13 protein-coding genes are annotated in these 15814 nt (G+C 73.0%); 2 read left to right on the top strand and 11 right to left on the bottom strand.

Annotation, left to right across the window (positions count from 1 at the left end):
• The first annotated feature begins 136 nt into the window (after nucleotides 1-136).
• Nucleotides 137-886 (top strand): CHAD domain-containing protein, encoded by a 750-nt coding sequence (locus tag ACRYR8_RS18680; protein WP_432485122.1) that lies wholly within the window; start codon nucleotides 137-139, stop codon nucleotides 884-886.
• A gap of 26 nt (nucleotides 887-912) precedes the next feature.
• Here the strand turns inward: ACRYR8_RS18680 and ACRYR8_RS18675 are convergent, their stop codons facing one another.
• The 10 genes from ACRYR8_RS18675 to ACRYR8_RS18630 all read right to left on the bottom strand — a co-directional run bounded on the left by ACRYR8_RS18675 (nucleotide 913) and on the right by ACRYR8_RS18630 (nucleotide 13613).
• A complete protein-coding gene (locus ACRYR8_RS18675; RefSeq protein ID WP_432485100.1) occupies nucleotides 913-1362 on the bottom strand; it encodes a putative universal stress family protein in 450 nt (149 codons plus the stop codon).
• A gap of 176 nt (nucleotides 1363-1538) precedes the next feature.
• Nucleotides 1539-2594 carry a substrate-binding domain-containing protein gene (locus tag ACRYR8_RS18670; RefSeq protein ID WP_432485124.1) on the bottom strand — a complete coding sequence of 352 codons (1056 nt, stop codon included), beginning with the start codon at nucleotides 2592-2594 and terminating at the stop codon, nucleotides 1539-1541.
• A 158-nt stretch (nucleotides 2595-2752) separates the two neighbouring features.
• Nucleotides 2753-4567: a hypothetical protein gene (locus ACRYR8_RS18665; protein WP_432485102.1), complete on the bottom strand. Its 1815-nt coding sequence runs from the start codon at nucleotides 4565-4567 to the stop codon at nucleotides 2753-2755.
• On the bottom strand, nucleotides 4564-6219 hold the full coding sequence (locus ACRYR8_RS18660; RefSeq protein WP_432485104.1) for a type 2 periplasmic-binding domain-containing protein: 1656 nt from the start codon (nucleotides 6217-6219) through the stop codon (nucleotides 4564-4566). Before ACRYR8_RS18660 ends, ACRYR8_RS18665 begins: the two co-directional genes overlap by 4 nt.
• Before the next feature lie 94 nt (nucleotides 6220-6313).
• Complete coding sequence (locus tag ACRYR8_RS18655; RefSeq protein ID WP_432485106.1) at nucleotides 6314-7261, bottom strand: carbohydrate ABC transporter permease; 948 nt, start codon at nucleotides 7259-7261, stop codon at nucleotides 6314-6316.
• The gene (locus ACRYR8_RS18650; RefSeq protein ID WP_432485108.1) at nucleotides 7258-8151 is read right to left on the bottom strand and encodes an ABC transporter permease; all 894 of its coding nucleotides are present in this window, start codon (nucleotides 8149-8151) and stop codon (nucleotides 7258-7260) included. The genes ACRYR8_RS18655 and ACRYR8_RS18650 overlap by 4 nt, the downstream gene beginning before the upstream one ends.
• A gap of 392 nt (nucleotides 8152-8543) precedes the next feature.
• Nucleotides 8544-9470 carry a sugar phosphate isomerase/epimerase family protein gene (locus ACRYR8_RS18645; RefSeq protein WP_432485110.1) on the bottom strand — a complete coding sequence of 309 codons (927 nt, stop codon included), beginning with the start codon at nucleotides 9468-9470 and terminating at the stop codon, nucleotides 8544-8546.
• 30 nt (nucleotides 9471-9500) lie between these two features.
• Nucleotides 9501-10619 carry a Gfo/Idh/MocA family protein gene (locus tag ACRYR8_RS18640; RefSeq protein ID WP_432485112.1) on the bottom strand — a complete coding sequence of 373 codons (1119 nt, stop codon included), beginning with the start codon at nucleotides 10617-10619 and terminating at the stop codon, nucleotides 9501-9503.
• Nucleotides 10620-10678: 59 nt separating this feature from the next.
• Complete coding sequence (locus tag ACRYR8_RS18635) at nucleotides 10679-11653, bottom strand: hydroxyacid dehydrogenase (RefSeq protein WP_432485126.1); 975 nt, start codon at nucleotides 11651-11653, stop codon at nucleotides 10679-10681.
• 238 nt (nucleotides 11654-11891) lie between these two features.
• A complete protein-coding gene (locus tag ACRYR8_RS18630) occupies nucleotides 11892-13613 on the bottom strand; it encodes an acyltransferase (protein WP_432485114.1) in 1722 nt (573 codons plus the stop codon).
• 399 nt (nucleotides 13614-14012) lie between these two features.
• On the opposite strand from ACRYR8_RS18630, the gene ACRYR8_RS18625 reads away from it, so the two are divergent.
• On the top strand, nucleotides 14013-15128 hold the full coding sequence (locus tag ACRYR8_RS18625) for a hypothetical protein (RefSeq protein ID WP_432486173.1): 1116 nt from the start codon (nucleotides 14013-14015) through the stop codon (nucleotides 15126-15128).
• A 122-nt stretch (nucleotides 15129-15250) separates the two neighbouring features.
• On the opposite strand, the gene ACRYR8_RS18620 is transcribed toward ACRYR8_RS18625, so the two are convergent.
• The gene (locus ACRYR8_RS18620) at nucleotides 15251-15400 is read right to left on the bottom strand and encodes a hypothetical protein (protein WP_432486172.1); all 150 of its coding nucleotides are present in this window, start codon (nucleotides 15398-15400) and stop codon (nucleotides 15251-15253) included.
• Nucleotides 15401-15814 lie beyond the last annotated feature (414 nt).

The raw sequence follows: 15814 nt of genomic DNA, 5'->3' as shown, positions 1-15814 counted from the left end.
CCCCCCCCCCCCCCCCCCCCCCCCCCCCCCCCCCCCCCCCCCCCCCCCCCCCCCCCCCCCCCCCCCCCCCCCCCCCCCCCCCCCCCCCCCCCCCCCCCCCCCCCCCCCCCCCCCCCCCCCCCCCACGTTCCAGCCGCTGCTGGCCGAACCGACCAAGCCGCTGCGCGACGAGCTGCGCTGGCTGGCCGCCGAGCTCGGCGCCGCCCGCGACGCCGAGGTGCTGCGCGAGCGCCTGGTGCGCTCCGTGGCCTCCCTCGACGACGTCCCCCGCCCCGCCGGTACCGACACCGCCGACCCCGCCGACGCCGGGGCGGTCCCGGCCCTGGTGGCCGAGCAGCTCGGATCGGCCTACCGCCAGGCGCACGAGCAGCTGCTGACCCAGCTGGACTCCGAGCGCTACCGGCGCCTGCTGCAGGCGCTGCAGGACCTGGTCAGCCGGCCGCAGCTGACGCCCCGGGCGCAGCGCCCCGCCGGCAAGGTGCTGCCCCGGCGGGTCGCGCGCACCTACGCCGCGCTGGACGACCTGGTGCGCCGAGCGCAGCGCGCGCCGTCCGGGCACGAGCGTGACGAACTGCTGCACGAGGCGCGCAAGGCCGCCAAGCAGGTGCGCTACGCCGCCGAGGCGGTCGCGGCCGTGTTCGGCAAGGACGCCACCCGCTTCGCCCGCGCCGTCACCGAGGTGCAGGAGGTGCTCGGCGAGCACCAGGACTCGGTGGTCACCCGCCAGCGCCTGCAGGACCTGGCGCACACCGCCCGCCCGGAGGCGGCCTTCGCCTACGGGCGGCTGTACGCGCAGGAGGAAGCCCACGCCGCGGCCAGTGAGGCCGACTTCGACGAGGCGTGGTCGGCCCTGCGCGCCAAGCGCCTGCACCGCTGGCTGCGCTGAGCGCCCCCGGGCCGGACCGGGCCGGGTCAGTGCCTGGCGGGCTCGGCGGCGACGTGGGTCACGGGCAGACCGGTGGCCCGGGCGATCCTGGAGGGCGCGTCGGCGCGCAACCACCGCGACAGCCCCGACGGCAGCGTTGAGACGACGATCTCGTCAGCGCTGAAGCGGGACAGGGCCGAGCGGGCGGCGTCGACGACGTCGACCTCACCCACCTCGCCGCCGACCGTGACGCCCAGCGTGCCGATCCGCGCCAAGGCGTCGTCGAGGCGCTGCTGGGCGAGGGCGAAGCTGCGCTCGGGCAGCGTCAGGCTGAGGTCGGCGGCCCGGTCACCGGGACCCACCACCTGCTCGCGCAGCGGTGTGGCCGGCACGACGACGTAGAACTCGCACTCCCCACCCTCAGCGCGTTCGCGGATCGCCTGTTCCACGCGCTGCGTGTTCAAGCTCTGGTTGGCCACGATCAGAAACCGGCGCATCGTTGCGGTCCTCCTCGACCGTGCTGGGGAGCACTGACGGGACCACGGTAGCCAGGTGCACCCCCCGGGGCCCAGGGGAACCAGCCGGCGCTCGCGCCCGGGCGCCCGGGGGAGGCACCGACGCGAGTCCGGAGGAGCGGGCCGTGAGCGGTCGCTGCGGTCGGTGCCGTCAGCCGTCACCGGCCGATCGAACGCACCGAGCGTCGCTCGATGAGGCGGGTCGCGATCTCCAGCCGTCGCGCCGGCGCGGCGGGGTTCGCGCACCGCCAGCGCAGCAGTTCCACGGCGGCTGCTCCCACTTCCCGCTTCGGCGGGGCGATCGTGGTCAGCGGAACGCTCCCCACGCCGGCGACGACGTCGTCCCAGGAGACGATGCTCAGGTCGCCCGGTACCGAGGCGCCGGCCGCCTCGAACCGGGGGAGCAGTGCCAGCGCGTCGACGTCGGAGTGCACGAGCAGCGCTGTCGCACCGAAGCGGGTGACCGCCTCGATCGGGTCCGGGGCCTGCGCGCGGTGCTCCTGGTCCGCGCCGTCCGAGCTCAGCAACGGCTTGGAGAGCACGGGCATGTTCAAGGACCGCTGCGCCTCCGCGAAGCAGGCCCGCACCGTGCGCGCGGTGGGGGAGTCGTCGCGGCTGAGCAGCAGGACCCGGCGGTGACCGTGCGCCCGCAGGTGCGACAGGGCCTGGTGCACCCCGCTGGTGTGGTCGCTGCGGACCGCGTCGCGCGCGGCCAGGAGCGAACCGCGGGGTGCGAAGCGCTCCAGCAGGACGAGCGGCAGCCGCGGCGCGAGCACGCCGTTCAGGTCGCTGGTCACCTCGTCGACCGACTGCCACCGCGGGGCGAAGAGCACACCCGTGACCCCCTCGGTCGCGGCCGCCCGCTCGAAGGACCGGTGGACGGCGGACGCGTCGGGGGCGACGTCCAGGACGTAGCGGCCCCCGGCCTCGACCACCGCGCGCTGGGCCGCCAGCAGGATCTGCTCCATGTAGCCGCTCACGTAGGACGCGACGGCGACGACGGTCCCCAGCGGTGAAGGCCGTGGCGCCTCGCAGGCCGCGAGGACGAGGCCGTAGCGGCGCGTGACCCGGCCCTCCTGCGCGAGGGCTTCCACGTCGCGGCGGATCGTCACGGCGGCGGCCCCGAGCGCCGTGGACAGCTCGGCGACCCTGGCGCTGCCCCTGGCGCCGACCAGGGCGAGGATCTCCTCCCGTCGCCGCGCGGGTCCCAGCATGGCCACCGATGCCCCTTCCGGCCGGGTCGCTCCCTGATCGCCGTCCTGCACCGTAGTCCAACGCGTCCACGGGCCGCCGGTGACCGCGGTCGGCATGTCGGCGGCGCCCGGGGTGCCGGCCCGGGCGCCACCGACTGTCCGGCGGGTTCCGGCGCTGCTCAGCCGTCGACGGGCCGACCGCCGCCGCTCGACGACCCGGACATCGACCAGCGCAGCTCCTCACCGGGGTCGACCAGGTCGATCCGCACCAGCCCGCATGACCCGCGCCGGTTCTCGTAGCCGTGCGGCAGGACGCTGACCCGCTCCAGCCCGCCCTGGACGCGCACCCGGACCTGCTCGCGGCCCCGGCGGAACAGGACGCCGTCGCCGGTGACCTCCACCGCCGTCTCCGGGCCGGCTCCGAGGTCGCGCACGTAGGGGACGAGCAACGTGCGCCAGCGCGACCAGCCCTCCAGCGTCTCGCGTACCTCGATGCCGTCCTCGTGGAGCTGCACCGACCACCGGTGACGTCGTCCGGCCGCCCCGGCGCCCGGACGGTCCTCGTCGTCGCAGGTGCCCCCGTCGAGCAGCAGGGCCTCGAAGCTCAGCCCGGCACCCGGCAGGGTGCTCAGCGGTGCCGTCAGCCGGCGCGGCGACGCGCACAGCGCCTCGAAGGCGGTGGGGCCCGGCTGGGCGCGGGTGGCCAGGCCGGGGACAAGCCAGGGGCCGCCGGACAGGTGGCGGGCGGCGCTGACGAACTGCAGCTGGCGCCCGGACCCGAAGGTCAGGTCGACCAGGCCGCTGGCGTCGTAGGTGTCGTCCGCGGCGGCCTGCACGGCCACCGAGACGCGGCCGTGGTGGGCGGCGCCGCGGTGGGTGGGGGAACCCTCGGCGAGCGAGCCGGCGGGGCGTGCGTCCAGCTGCACCGCCGACGCGGCCTCGTCCTCACCGAACCCCGCCGTGATCGCGCTCGCCAGGAAGGCCAGCGCCAGCGGGGAGTAGTGCCCGTCGGCGGTGTACGTCTCGTAGCCGACCCGGGACTGCGGTGGCAGCAGGTTCTGCACGGGGGAGAACACCCCGCCGGGGCGCTGCCACTGCGCCAGGGAGGTGTAGGCGCGCCACGCCGCCAGCCGGGCGGCGTCCAGGTCGGCCCGCGTTCCCAGACCCAGCACGCGGTGAGCGGTGAACAGGGCCACCTGCGCTCCCAGCACCCACGTCTGCCCGGCGCTGCGGTGGCCGGAGGCCATCGAGCCGTCCGACAACTGCATCGACAGGCTGCGCCGCAGCCCCGCGACGAGGAACTCCTCGAGCCGCTCACGGTTGCGCCCCGCCCAGCCGCCGGCCAGCAGGTCCACCAGGTGGGTCCGGGTGAAGAGGTCGTAGGCGTTCGGCAGGCCGTGCTCGGTGTACATGCCGAGCTCCAGGTCGAACCCGGTCCCCGTGCCGGCGAAGAACACGTCGAGCCAGTCGTCGAACTCCTCGGGACCGGTGGGGGAGAGCCCTGCGCGCATGCGCAACCACTCCCCGCTCATCCACACCGCTGCCCAGTTCGACGGTGGCCGTGCACGGAAGGACTCCGTGACGTCCACCGCGGCCAGCCGTCGCCCGAGCTCGGGGTCCAGGGGGGCGCCGAGCCCGGCCAGCACGGAGCGGGTCTTCAGCAGCGGTGGCCAGGTGAAGTCCCGGTGGCTGAACCGGCCGGCCACGCTCGCCGTGCGGCGCTCGAAGGTGGACGCGTGCGGCTCGGCACCGGGATCGGCCGTGTGGGCCAGCGCCGCGGTGAAGGCACGGACGGCGCGTTCCCGGTGGCCGCCCCCCGCGTCCGCTCCAGGCTGCGTGGCGAGCACCGCGCAGCACCACGCGTAGTAGGCGGTGCCGTACTGGGTGGGGACACCGAAGACGGGGTCGTGCAGGGTGCCGTCCTGCTGCAGGTGCGGTGCCCACGCGGTCGTCGCCGCCTCCAGCAGGTCCAGCGGAGCAGGCAGTTCGCTCACGTGCTCGTCCCGCCCGCGGCCTGCATCGCGTCCTGGTACTCGTTGCGCATGGCGTCCCCGGCGGCGCCCCGCCACGTCGAGATCAGGCTCTGCAGGTCCGAGAACGGCCGCCGCTCCTGGATGATGGCGTTGATGCCGTCGTTGAAGTTGATGTCCGCCGCTGCGTTGGCGCTGGCCGCGGTCTCCGAGTAGAAGCCCACCACGGGGTTGGGGATCCCCTCGGGAATCTCCAGCGACTGGTAGTCGTGTTGCTGCTCCGCGTCCTGCGGGCGGCCCGGGACGTAGATGTTGTACGGGCTCTCGGTGAGGTACCGGATGGGGAGCACGGTGTTCGTGGTGCCGGTCGGGGTCAGCACCGGGTTCCCGTCGGCGTCCATGGTGTGGTCGACGCCCTCCTCGCCGTAGAGGCGGTAGAGGTACTCCTCGGTGCCGAACGGGGCGGCCAGCCAGTTGAGCACCCGCAGCGCCAGCTTGATCTTCTCCGGGTCCTCCTGCTTCGTCAGCACGTTGATGGAGTAGTACCCGGGCCCGAGGGCCCACTCCGCCAGTCCGCTCCCGTCGCGCTTGTGCACCGGCATCAGGCCCAGCCGGAAGTCCGGGTTGCCGGCGTTGTCGAGCACGTACTGGATGTAACCCGGGTACCCGTCGGCGGCGTTGATGGCCACGGTGCCCGCGTTGAACAACTGCTTGAACGGCTGGGACGTGTTGAACGAGTCGGGGTGCATGACTCCCGACTTCCACATCGCGATGAGATCGGTGACGGTCTGGGCGTACTGCTCCGTCTCGTACATGTGGGTCAGTCGGCCGCCGTCCTCGGCCCAGACGTTCGGCTCACCGTTCATCCGGCCCAGCAGCTGACGGGGCTGGTTGACGAGGCTGAAGGCCCAGCGTCGCTGGCCGGGGTCGGTCAGCGCCTTCGTGGCGTCGACGAACTCCTCGTAGCTCCCGGGCTCGGTCGAGACACCGGCCGCCTCGAACAGGTCGGCGCGGATGAAGTGGTAGACGCCGATGGCCCCGCGCGGGATGGGGACGCCGTAGATGCCGCCGTTGTGGGCCGTCGGCAGCCAGCTGCGGGTGGGGATGTTGGCGAGGTTGGGGTAGTCGTTGATCGCGTCGCCCGACAGGTGCTCGCTGAGATCGGTGAACCGCGCCTTCAGCAGCTGGGGCAGGTTGGGCACCGGCGCGTTCGGGATCTGCAGCATGTCGGGCAGGTCGTTGCCGGCGATCGTGGTGGGGAACTTCTGCGTGTAGTCGGCGGCGCTGACCATCTGCAGCTGCAGGTCCACGCCGAGGCGCTCGTTGAGGCCGGCCCAGTAGCTGTTGCTGCCCGGGCCCGGGGGGACGGCGTAGTAGATGTTCGCCATCCCGGTCAGCGTCTCGCCGTTCCCGGGCTTCTCCGGCACCGAGACCGGGTTGTCGGCCGGGAAGTTGTAGTAGGCGGCGTCGACACCTTCCTCGGTGCCGGGGAGGTCGGGCGTCACCCCGGTGTAGGGGGTGTGGGTCGGCAGGGTCGCGGAGGCGCCCCCGGAGGTCCCCCCGGAACCACCCCCGTCACCGCTGGAGCAGCTGGTGAGGCCGCCGGCAGCGAGCAGGGCGGCGGAACCTCCGGCTCCGGCGATCAGGCTGCGCCGGCTGAATGCACTCTTCGACATGGATCCTCCTCGACCCGATGGGTGGCTCCGGCCCGTCCTGGGCCGGTGGGTGGTGCGGCGGTGACCGCTGGGCCCGGTCTCCAGTGGGGGGCGGTCAGCCCTTGACCGCGCCGATCATGACGCCCTTGGCGAAGTGGCGCTGGATGAAGGGGTAGACCAGCAGGATCGGCACGATGGCGATCACCAGGATGGCCATCTGCAGCGGCAGCTGCGGTGGCAGGACCTCACCGGCGGCCTGTTCGCCGCCGATGGTCGTCTGGTTGACGACGTAGGTCCGCAGGACCAGGGCCATCGGCCACTTCTCGCTGGACTGGATGTAGAGCAGGGCGTTGAAGAAGGCGTTCCAGTAGGCCACGGCGTAGAAGAGGCCGATGACGGCCAGCACCGCCTTCGACAGCGGCAGCACGATCCGGAACAGGGTGGTGGCCGCGCCGACGCCGTCGATGGCCGCCGACTCGAAGAGCTCCTTGGGCAGTTCCTGGAAGAAGGCCCGCATCACGATGACGTTGAAGGCGTTGACCAGCACCGGCAGGATCAGCGACCACAGCGAGTCCAGCAGGTGGAACTCCTTGACGACCAGGTAGCTGGGGATCAGGCCGGGGGCGAACAGGATCGCGCCCAGCACCAGCATCAGCATCGGCTTGGCCCCCAGGGCGCCGGGGCGCGAGAGCCAGTACGCGAGGCCGGCGGTGGCCGCCAGCGACAGCAGCGTCCCCACCACGGTGACGCCCACGGAGATGAGGACCGCGCGGGTGACGACACCACCGGACAGGACGGTCGTGTAGGCGTCGAAACTGACCCCACCCCCCGGCCACATCACCATGCCGCCGCCGGATTCGTTGATGGTCCTCTGGTTGGCCAGCGACGTGGCGATGACCGACCAGAAGGGGACGATGACCAACGCCACCGAGATGGCCAGGAAGACGAACTTGACCGCCTGGGTGACCGGGCTCGGCTTCTCCATCCACGGTGGCCGCCGGCCGTCCTTGCGGAACTGCTGGACGGTGTCGTCCCCGATGGTCGGATTCTCGGTGGTGCTCACTTCTCGTACACCCCTCTCTCACCGAAGGCGTGCGCCAGCTTGTTGGCGCCGATCACGAGCAGCAGCCCGACGACCCCCTTGACCAGGCCGGCGGCCGCTGAGGTCCCCCACTCGCCGCCGAGGATGCCGTTGTTGTAGACCCAGGTGTCGAGGACTTCGCTGGCCTCCAGGCCGACCGGGCCCTGCTGCAGGATGATCTGCTCGAAGCCCACCGACAGGCTGCTGCCCAGGCGCAGGATGAGCAGCAGGATGATGAGGCCCTTCAGCGCCGGCAGGGTGATGTGCCAGAGGCGCCGCCAGGAGTTCGCTCCGTCCACGGCAGCCGCCTCGTACTGCTCCTGGTCGACCCGGGAGATCGCGGCCAGGAAGATGATCGTGCCCCAGCCGGCGTCCTTCCAGATCACCTGGCTGGTGAGGAGGGCCTTGAAGAGCTCCGGCACTCCGATGACCTGGATGATCGGGAGGTCGTTCTGGGTCAGGAAGGTGTTCAGCATGCCTGCGTTGCCCAGCATCTGCTGGAACAGCGCGACCACGATCACCCACGAGAGGAAGTGGGGCAGGTAGAGGATCGACTGCAGCGTCCGCTTCAACCGCTCTCCCGCCAGGCTGTTGAGCACGAGCGCCAGCACCAGGGGCACGGGGAAGACGAGCACCGTCTGGATGACCGTGAGGACGACCGTGTTCCAGAGGGCGTTGCGGAACTCCTCGTTGCCGTCCCAGAGGAACGAGAAGTTCGACCACCCCACCCACTCCGACTCGGAGATGCTCAGATAGGGCTGGTAGTCCTTGAAGGCGATGACGTTGCCCAGCAGCGGCAGGTACTGGAACAGTACGAGGGCGATCCCGCCAGGCAGGCCCAGCGCCACCAGGAGGAGCCGGTCGCGCGACATCCGGCGGCGCGGACGCCGGGGAGGTGTCGTGCGGCGTGGTGCCGCGGTGTGCTCCACCGTGGCGGCGGGCGTCGCCGCACCTCGTGGCTGGGCGTCAGCCGATTTGACTCTCACCTTTGAGCTCCTACCGCGTCAGCTGTTTCGGAGGGGACCGGGATGGGACGTGACGATCCGGCGTGGACTGAGGCGGGCCAGGGAGGACCGGGCCCGGCGGGGTGCGACGACTCCCGGCGTTGGGTGTCTCGCGAAGTGCGGGGGAATCTCACCCGACGATCTGCAAGCGAAATTAACACGGTGGGCAGGGCCTCGGAAGATCTGTGATCGATCGATCGGAACGCTCGGGCGCGGTCGTGGGAGGCAGCCTCCCCGCGCCGGGGAACGGCCGGTTCCCCCTACGGGCCCTCGCCGCCCGAAGCTGCCGGACCCCCGGGCGGGAGCCGGTCCAGCGCCGCCCTGGCCCACTCGTAGGAGAGCTGGTGCGACTCGTAGACCGTCGGGACGCTGGGGTGGTCGACCTCGATCATGTAGTCGCCGTCGTAGTCGTCCGGGAGCGCCGCGAGGACGGCCTCGAGGTCGAGCACGCCCCTGCCTGGTTCGGCCCACAGCCGCCCGCTGCCGGAGACGCTCCGGTAGTCCCCGCCGTCCGCGCGGGCGTCGTCCAGGTGGTCCGGGTAGACGTCCTTGATGTGGATGCCGCCGATCCGGTCGGAGTAGCGCTCGATCAGGGCGACCGGGTCGGCTCCCGCCCAGCGCAGGTGACCGGTGTCCGGGCCGAAACCGATGAGATCGGCTCCCAGGGTGTCGAGCAGCGCCGTGACCTCCGCCTCCGTCTCGAACACTCCGCCGACGTGCGAGTGGTGCAGGGGACGGATGCCCCCGGCGATGAGCACCTCGCACACGCGTCCGGCGTTCTCGATCGCGCGGGCCAGGCGCCCGGCGTCGAAGTCCGCTCCCACGGCCGGTGCCTGCATGCGGGCGGGCAGCGACATCGAGGACAGCATCGTGCGGTCCAGGCCGAGCTCGGCCTGGACGCCCGCGAAGCGCCGGGCCTCCTCCAGCACCCCGCCCATGTCCACCGTCTCGTCCAGCGGGCTGCTGAACAGGCCCAGTGACGGGCTGAGGCCGAACCCGCCGAGCCAGGCGGCGTACTCGCCGGCCCCCATGCCCTCGGGGACGTCGGCCTTGACGGCCCTGAAACCGATCTCCGCGAGGTCGCGGAAGGCCGTCTCGAAGACCGCCCGGGTCTTGCCGCCCCGCGCCCAGTACGGGATGGGGTTGGCGGCGATCCTGCGCGGGCCGTCGTGCCGGTGCGTCGTCATCGAGGTCCTCTCTCCGGGTGCTCGGGGCGGTCAGCGGCTGCGCGGGCCGGTGCCGACCGGCTCGCTGAGGGCCACGGGCCGCCCGCTGCGGGCGGCCTCGTACAGGCCCGTGATGATGCCGACCGCGCGGTGGTTGTCCTCCAGGCCGACCCGCAGCTCCTCCTCGCCGCGCAGGGCCGCCAGGAAGTTGCGGTACTGCAGCAGGTGGGCGTCCGACATCCGCCCCGCCACGCTCGTGACCGGGCCCGGCAGGGTCCCGTCGGGACCGGCGAACCGCTGCACCTGGTTCGTGCCAGCTCTGCTCCCGCCCATGGACACCTCGAGCGCCCGCTCCTCGTCGGGAGCGGAGTGGAAGTACACCAGGCGGTCGTCCTCGATGACGGCGGAACCGCGGTCGCCGTGCACCTGCAGGCGCGTGCCCAGCCCCGGGTGGACCGCGGTGGAGGCGTGCAGCACGGCGAGGGCACCGGAGGCGAAGCGCACCGCGCCCACCGCGACGTCCTCGACCTCGATGCGCTCGTGGGCCAGCGTGCCGGCGTACCCGAACACCTCCACGGGGCGGCCCATCGTCGCGACCAGGAGGTCGACGGTGTGCACGCCCTGGTTCATGAGGGCGCCGCCGCCGTCGAGCGCCCACGTCCCGCGCCAGTCGCCGGAGTCGTAGTAGTTCTGACCGCGCCACCAGTCGACGGACGCGATCGCCGAGGTCAGGCGGCCGAACCCGCCCCGGGCCACCGCGTCGACGACGATCTCGGTGGACGGGTCGAAGCGGTGCTGGGAGACGACGGTGACGAGCCTGCCCGCCCGGTCGCGAGCCGCGATCAGCGCCTCGATGCGCTCGGTGGAGACCTCGGCGGGCTTCTCCACGACCACGTGCTTGCCCGCGCCGAGCGCCTGCACGACCGCCTCGCCGTGCATCCCCGTGGGGGTGCACACGACGGTCACGTCGAAGTCGACCGTGGCGCAGGCCTCCGCCAGCGTGGCGTGGACCTGAGCGCCGGGCTCGGCGGCGAGGGCCTCGGCGCGGGAGCGCACGGGGTCGACGACCGCCACGAGCTCCACCTCATCGCCGAGCTGGTGCAGGACGGTGCTGTGCTGCTGGGCGATGACGCCGGCACCGAGGACGGCGAAGCGGGTTCTGCGGCTCACGGGTTCGACTCCGATCGAGGAGGGGGTGTCGTCGACGAGGGGTGCGCCGTCCCGGGTGCTCACGCGCAGCGCTCCAGCGCGGCGAGGCTCACCGGGTGCGCGAGGGGCCGCCCGGTGAGGAAGCGTTCCACCTCCTCCGCGGCGCAGGCGGTGAGGCGGTGCAGCTCGTTGCCCGCGGAGCCCGCCACGTGCGGGGTCAGCAGGACGTTGCCGCACTCCCACAGCGGGTGCTCCGCCGGCAGCGGTTCGGGGTCGGTCACGTCCAGGACGGCGTGCAGACGCCCCGAGAGCAGTTCGGCGGTGAGCGCCTCGGCGTCGACGACGGCGCCGCGGGCGGTGTTCACCAGCGTCGCCCCGTCGTGCAGCCGTGCCAGCAGCCCGGCGTCCACCAACCCCCGGGTCTCCGGCAGCAGAGGCGTGTGGACGCTCAGGACGTCGCTGCGCTCGAACAGCTCCGGCAACCCCACCGGCTCGGCGCCCATCGCACGGACCGCTGCATCGGCCACGTACGGGTCGTGCAGGAGGACCTGCACGTCGTGCGGCTGCAGCAGCTCCACCACGCGGCGGCCCACCAGGGAAGCCGACAGGATGCCGACGGTGCTGCCGAAGTTGCCACCCGCGTCGATGACCGCGGTGGCCGTGAGACCGCGGGTTCGCCGGTAGGCCGCGGCGGAGGCGAGGACCCCCTTGCCGGCGAGCAGCACCACCGCGAGCGTGAACTCCGCGACGGGCACGGCGTTCGCCGCAGCGGCCGAGGACACCGCGATGCCTCGTGCCCACACCGCGGGCGTGACGTGCTGGCGCACGGACCCGGCGGTGTGCACGACGGCCCGCAGCCGCGGAGCGGCGGCGAGGACCTGCGCGGTCAGCGGCGGGCACCCCCACCCGGTCACCAGCACGTCGGTGCCCGCGAGGACGTGACGCGCCGAGGAGGAGTCGAACTCCACCAGCAGGCCGGGGTTCACGTCGCCCACCGCGGCCAGCCGTCGCAGGAAGTCCTCACCGATGACGCGGCGGTACGCGGTGGCGCCCATCGCCAGGGTGAGGCGGGGCCGACTCACCTGGGGCTCGCCGCGGGGCCGGGCAGGCACGACGAGCGCTGCGGGCACCGGGGACGGGCGGGACGGCGGTGCCGTCGTCGTGGCAGGGGCGTCGCGCGGCGACTGGTCCGCGCAGTCGGCGGTTGCGGGAACGGCCGGGGCATCCGAGGGCTCCTCATCGTGCTCCATCGATCGTGGGTGCGGCCGCGTTCCGGCTGCACCGGGGTCGGGATCAGCGGCGGTGCGCGCTCATCGCGGGCTCGGGGCGGTGCACGCCCCGGGGTCGGTAGCCGAGCAGGTCGGAGAGGCCGGCGAGGTCGGCGAGCAACCACACGATCGCCAGCCACATCTCGGTTCCCTGCAGGCTCGGGGTGCGGCCGGCGCGGAAGGGGAACCCCCGTCCCTCGCGCCAGTGCCCCAGCGCGTCGGCGAGCAGCCGGCGGGCCAGCGCCACGACCTCCTCGCGCCGGTGCGCCGTCTGCCGCCCCGCCAGCCGGAGCGGGTGCGCGACGTCCAGGACGTTGCAGGCGTCCTGGACCTCGCGGGCGAACCAGCGCGGGTCGGCCGCGTGCGCGAGGACCGTGTCCACCACCTGCGCGGGGTGCGGCAGGGGGACCCCGAACTGCGCGTAGGTGCCCCGCGAGGCGCGGTAGAAGCCGTTGACGAGCTGCCGGGCGCCGTCCCCGGGGGGTGGTGCGCCCCACATCCCGCTCCACGGGTCCGTGCGGAGGGTGAGCCAGCCGAACAGGGCCTGCAGGGTTCCGGGGCTCCCCTCCAGGCCGCGGGCGAGGTTCCACCGGAAGGCGGTGCCCACGGCGTCCGCCCAGGCCCCGGCGCCCCAGGGGTCGCCCCGCCACGGCAGGTCGTCCAGGGCGGCCACCAGGGTGGCGGCGTCCATGTCCGCGACCGCCCGGACGGGGTGCTCGAAGCGGGAACCGTGCACGTCCAGGGCGTAACCCACGGACAGGACGTGGTAGGCGGTGTCGCCGTCGTGCAGGTCCGGTGCGGCGGTGGCGGGACGGCCGTCGGCGTCCAGCGGCGGCACCAGCCCGGTGCGCTCGTCCTGCCAGCTGCGCAGGCGCTGCAGCTGCTCCTGCAGGGGCAGCTGCGGCGGAGCCCCGTCCAGCAGCAGCGCCGCGATCTCGAGCGCGTCGCACTGGGCGCGCACGCTCGGAGCGGCACCCGGGGAGTCGGTGAACTGCCCACCGGGCAGCTCGGGGTGCCAGTTGCCCGCGAGCACGTCGGGCGCCTGGGCGCGGGCCCGGGCCTCGAAGGCGACCAGCCGGGCCGCCAGCTCGTCCGCCGGGACATGCTCGACCGGCGCGGTGGGCGGTACCCGCCAGCGCAGCACGCGTGCCGGGTTGCCACCCACGACAGCACCCGCAGGCACGTCCCTGGGCACGACCGCACCGGCCGCCACGACCGCGTGGTCGCCGATGCTGACGCCGTCGAGGACGACCACGTGCGAGCCGATCCAGACGTCGTCGCCGATCGTGATGCCCCGGGACGTCAACGGTTGCCGGTGCACCTCGGTGCCGGGTTCCGTGCCGTGGTTGAAGGCGAGGAGCGAGGTGTGGGCCCCCACGCGCACCCCGTCGCCGGTGCGCACCCCGCCGCGCACGACGGTGAAGGCGTTCAGGGTGCAGTCACGGCCGAGCAGCACCTCGTCCGTCAGGTGGGCGTGCGCGGCGACGTAGCTGCGATCCCCCATGACGAGCCGCTCCGCCTGGACCGCCGCCAGTTCGCTGAGGAAGCAGTCCTCACCGATCGACCACTGCGGGTGCTCCAGGACCGCCTGCCGCTGCAGGTCCTCCTGGCGTCGCCGGGCCGCCGGCGACGCCTGGCCCCAGAAGCCCCACGGCGCGTAGTCGTGGTGGTGCGCGTCGAAGGCCGGTGCCTCCACGTGCACGTCCTCGGCGGCCGCGTTCGACGGAGCAGGGGGGATGGTCCTCATGCGGGCTCCCGAGGGGATCACGGCGCCTCGTCCTCGAGCCGTCCTGGTGGCTCTACCGTGCCGACTCCCGCGCGCACCGGTCAAGATCGGTCGAAACTCCATGATCGATCGATCAGTCGGCCGGTGCCTGCGAGGCGCACCTCTCGGCGCTGACCCCGGGCGAGGAACGTCTGGCGCCGATCCTCGCGTTCGACCGGGCGTCGGCGATGCACCGCAGCGCTTCGAGTTCGCGGGTCGGGGCCCGCCGGGCGGGGGTGGGCATCGTCCCGTCCGGGGCAGGCGTCCCAGCCGGTCGACGCACCACCTTCTCGTGATCACGCTGTCCGGTCGACCGGGTCACGTCTCGGGCGAGCCCGGAGGAGCAGGTCGAGCTGTGGGGCTGCCCGACGGGCCGGTCCCGTGTCCGGCCACGTCGTGGGAGAACTGCACGGCCAGGGCTTCTGCTCGCCGGCGACGGTCGAAGGCCACGTCGGCCTCGTCGGTCCATCGGCGGTAGAGCTCGACGCACGCAGCGAGTGCTCTGACGGCCTCGGCGGCGTCGCGCCCGCAGAGGGTCGCTCGGAGCTCGGCGGCCGATTCCGGATCGGCGGTCTCGAGGCGCTGCACACCTTGCAGGAGTCGTCGGTTGCGCCGGCGGACGAGGGGGCCGAGAACCGTCTCGCGGAGGTGGGCGAGGAAGCCGATGACTTCGTAGAGCTCGCCGCGGGCGATCTTCGTGGCGCCGTGGTGGACCCACACCCGGAAGCGGTCCTCGATCCACCGGAAGTCGATCTGCGGGGGAGCAGGTGGGATCTGGGCGAGTGCGGTGCTGATCCGCCCGTCGCGTTCCCACGGCACCAGCAGGTCGTCGATGCGCGTGGTGATGTCGTCGATCCGGACGAACTCGAAGTCCACGTGCAGCAGCGGCGGACCCACCAGGGAGATGATGACCCGTGGCTCGCCGGCAGCACGGTCGGACTGCAGAGCGAGATCGGCATCTCCGAGCTGCACAGCGCGCGCGTGGTGCTCGGCAACGTCGTCACCATCGTGCTGGAGTTGGCCGCCGTGGGGCTGGCGGTCGCCATGAGCCGCCCCTGGGGACGTCGCGTCCCCGGCTGGGTCGTGGTGGTCCTGGCCGGCGGAGCGACGGGGCTGCTGGCACCGATCCTCCTCGGGCCCACCCTGGGCAGCGCTCTCCAGCTCGCTGCGACAGGGGCTCTGCGCACCGACGGGACGGACGACTTGAGCCCGTGGCTCTTCGCGCTGGTGTACGGCGGGTTCGCGCTGCTCGGGGTGGGCTTGGCGAAACTGGCCTGGCACTACGTGCTCGACCGGTGGCAGCGCGTTCTGGACGGACCCCCGCGACCCCCGGCCCCGTGGGCGAACGTCGTCGGCGCCCTGGCTCTGCTGCCCTTCGCCGCGGCGACGATCCACTGGGGTCTGTTCGGCCCGGGGGAGAGCGGGCCGCGAGGCATGGAGGTGATGTCCCAGCGCACCGTCCTCGCACTGGCCGCAGATCCACTTCGGCGGCGGTGAGGCCAGCGTCGTGGGCGGCTCGTGCCTCGGCGGAGTGGTGCATCCGATCGTGGAGTGCAATCAGGCGTTGTTCCACCACTCCACACACGCTGGCGTCGAGAGCTCCAGGTCGGACACGGTCTTCAACGGCGCGTCGTGGAAGGGACCGGGAGGATGCACCCGGCCTTGCACATGCCGATCGCGCTCTCCAACAGCGCGTTGTCGTGGGCATCGCCGACCGATCCGATGGAGGCGGCGGGGCCCTCGCCGGCGAGGTGGTCGGTCGGATTCACGGAGGTGTGTTTCGACCCGGCACCGGAGTGCATGATCAATCCGTGTGCGACCGGGGTACCGTCGTGCTCGTGGCGTCACGTCGCCATCCGCAGGTAGGTGAGCACCTGTTCGGTGCGCTCGCTGGTGATCGCGTGCCAGCCCACGATGCAATGAGCCTTCGTCAGTAGCGGGGTGAAGCTGCGGATGGTCAGGGCAGCGAAGCTGTTGGGGCACGCAGGACCTGGTCGGGGACGATGGAGGCGACCAAGCCTTTCCGCTGTACCCACCTGGATCCTGCGTGCTCTCCCATGGGTGCAGCCGGTCCTGTTCTGGCAGGCTCGGTGGTGGTGGCGGCCGGCGGGTCAGCACTGTGCTCTCCGGGCCCAGCGAGGCCTGACGATAGACCGTGCGCCCGCCGGTCGTGAGAAGGCGCG

Origin of the sequence: Kineococcus esterisolvens (assembly GCF_050871405.1) — a bacterium.
Classification (GTDB): Bacteria; Actinomycetota; Actinomycetes; order Actinomycetales; family Kineococcaceae; genus Kineococcus.
The sequence above is the reverse complement of the archived record's forward strand: the minus strand, read 5'-3'. Positions and strand labels throughout refer to the sequence as shown.

Excerpts from the sequence above, each read along its gene's own strand:
- ACRYR8_RS18660 (WP_432485104.1), bottom strand. The coding sequence starts at position 6,219 with ATGTCGAAGAGTGCATTCAGCCGGCGCAGCCTGATCGCCGGAGCCGGA.
- ACRYR8_RS18635 (WP_432485126.1), bottom strand. The coding sequence starts at position 11,653 with ATGGGCGCCACCGCGTACCGCCGCGTCATCGGTGAGGACTTCCTGCGA.
- ACRYR8_RS18670 (WP_432485124.1), bottom strand. The coding sequence starts at position 2,594 with ATGCTGGGACCCGCGCGGCGACGGGAGGAGATCCTCGCCCTGGTCGGC.
- ACRYR8_RS18645 (WP_432485110.1), bottom strand. The coding sequence starts at position 9,470 with ATGACGACGCACCGGCACGACGGCCCGCGCAGGATCGCCGCCAACCCC.
- ACRYR8_RS18630 (WP_432485114.1), bottom strand. The coding sequence starts at position 13,613 with ATGAGGACCATCCCCCCTGCTCCGTCGAACGCGGCCGCCGAGGACGTG.
- ACRYR8_RS18675 (WP_432485100.1), bottom strand. The coding sequence starts at position 1,362 with ATGCGCCGGTTTCTGATCGTGGCCAACCAGAGCTTGAACACGCAGCGC.
- ACRYR8_RS18650 (WP_432485108.1), bottom strand. The coding sequence starts at position 8,151 with ATGTCGCGCGACCGGCTCCTCCTGGTGGCGCTGGGCCTGCCTGGCGGG.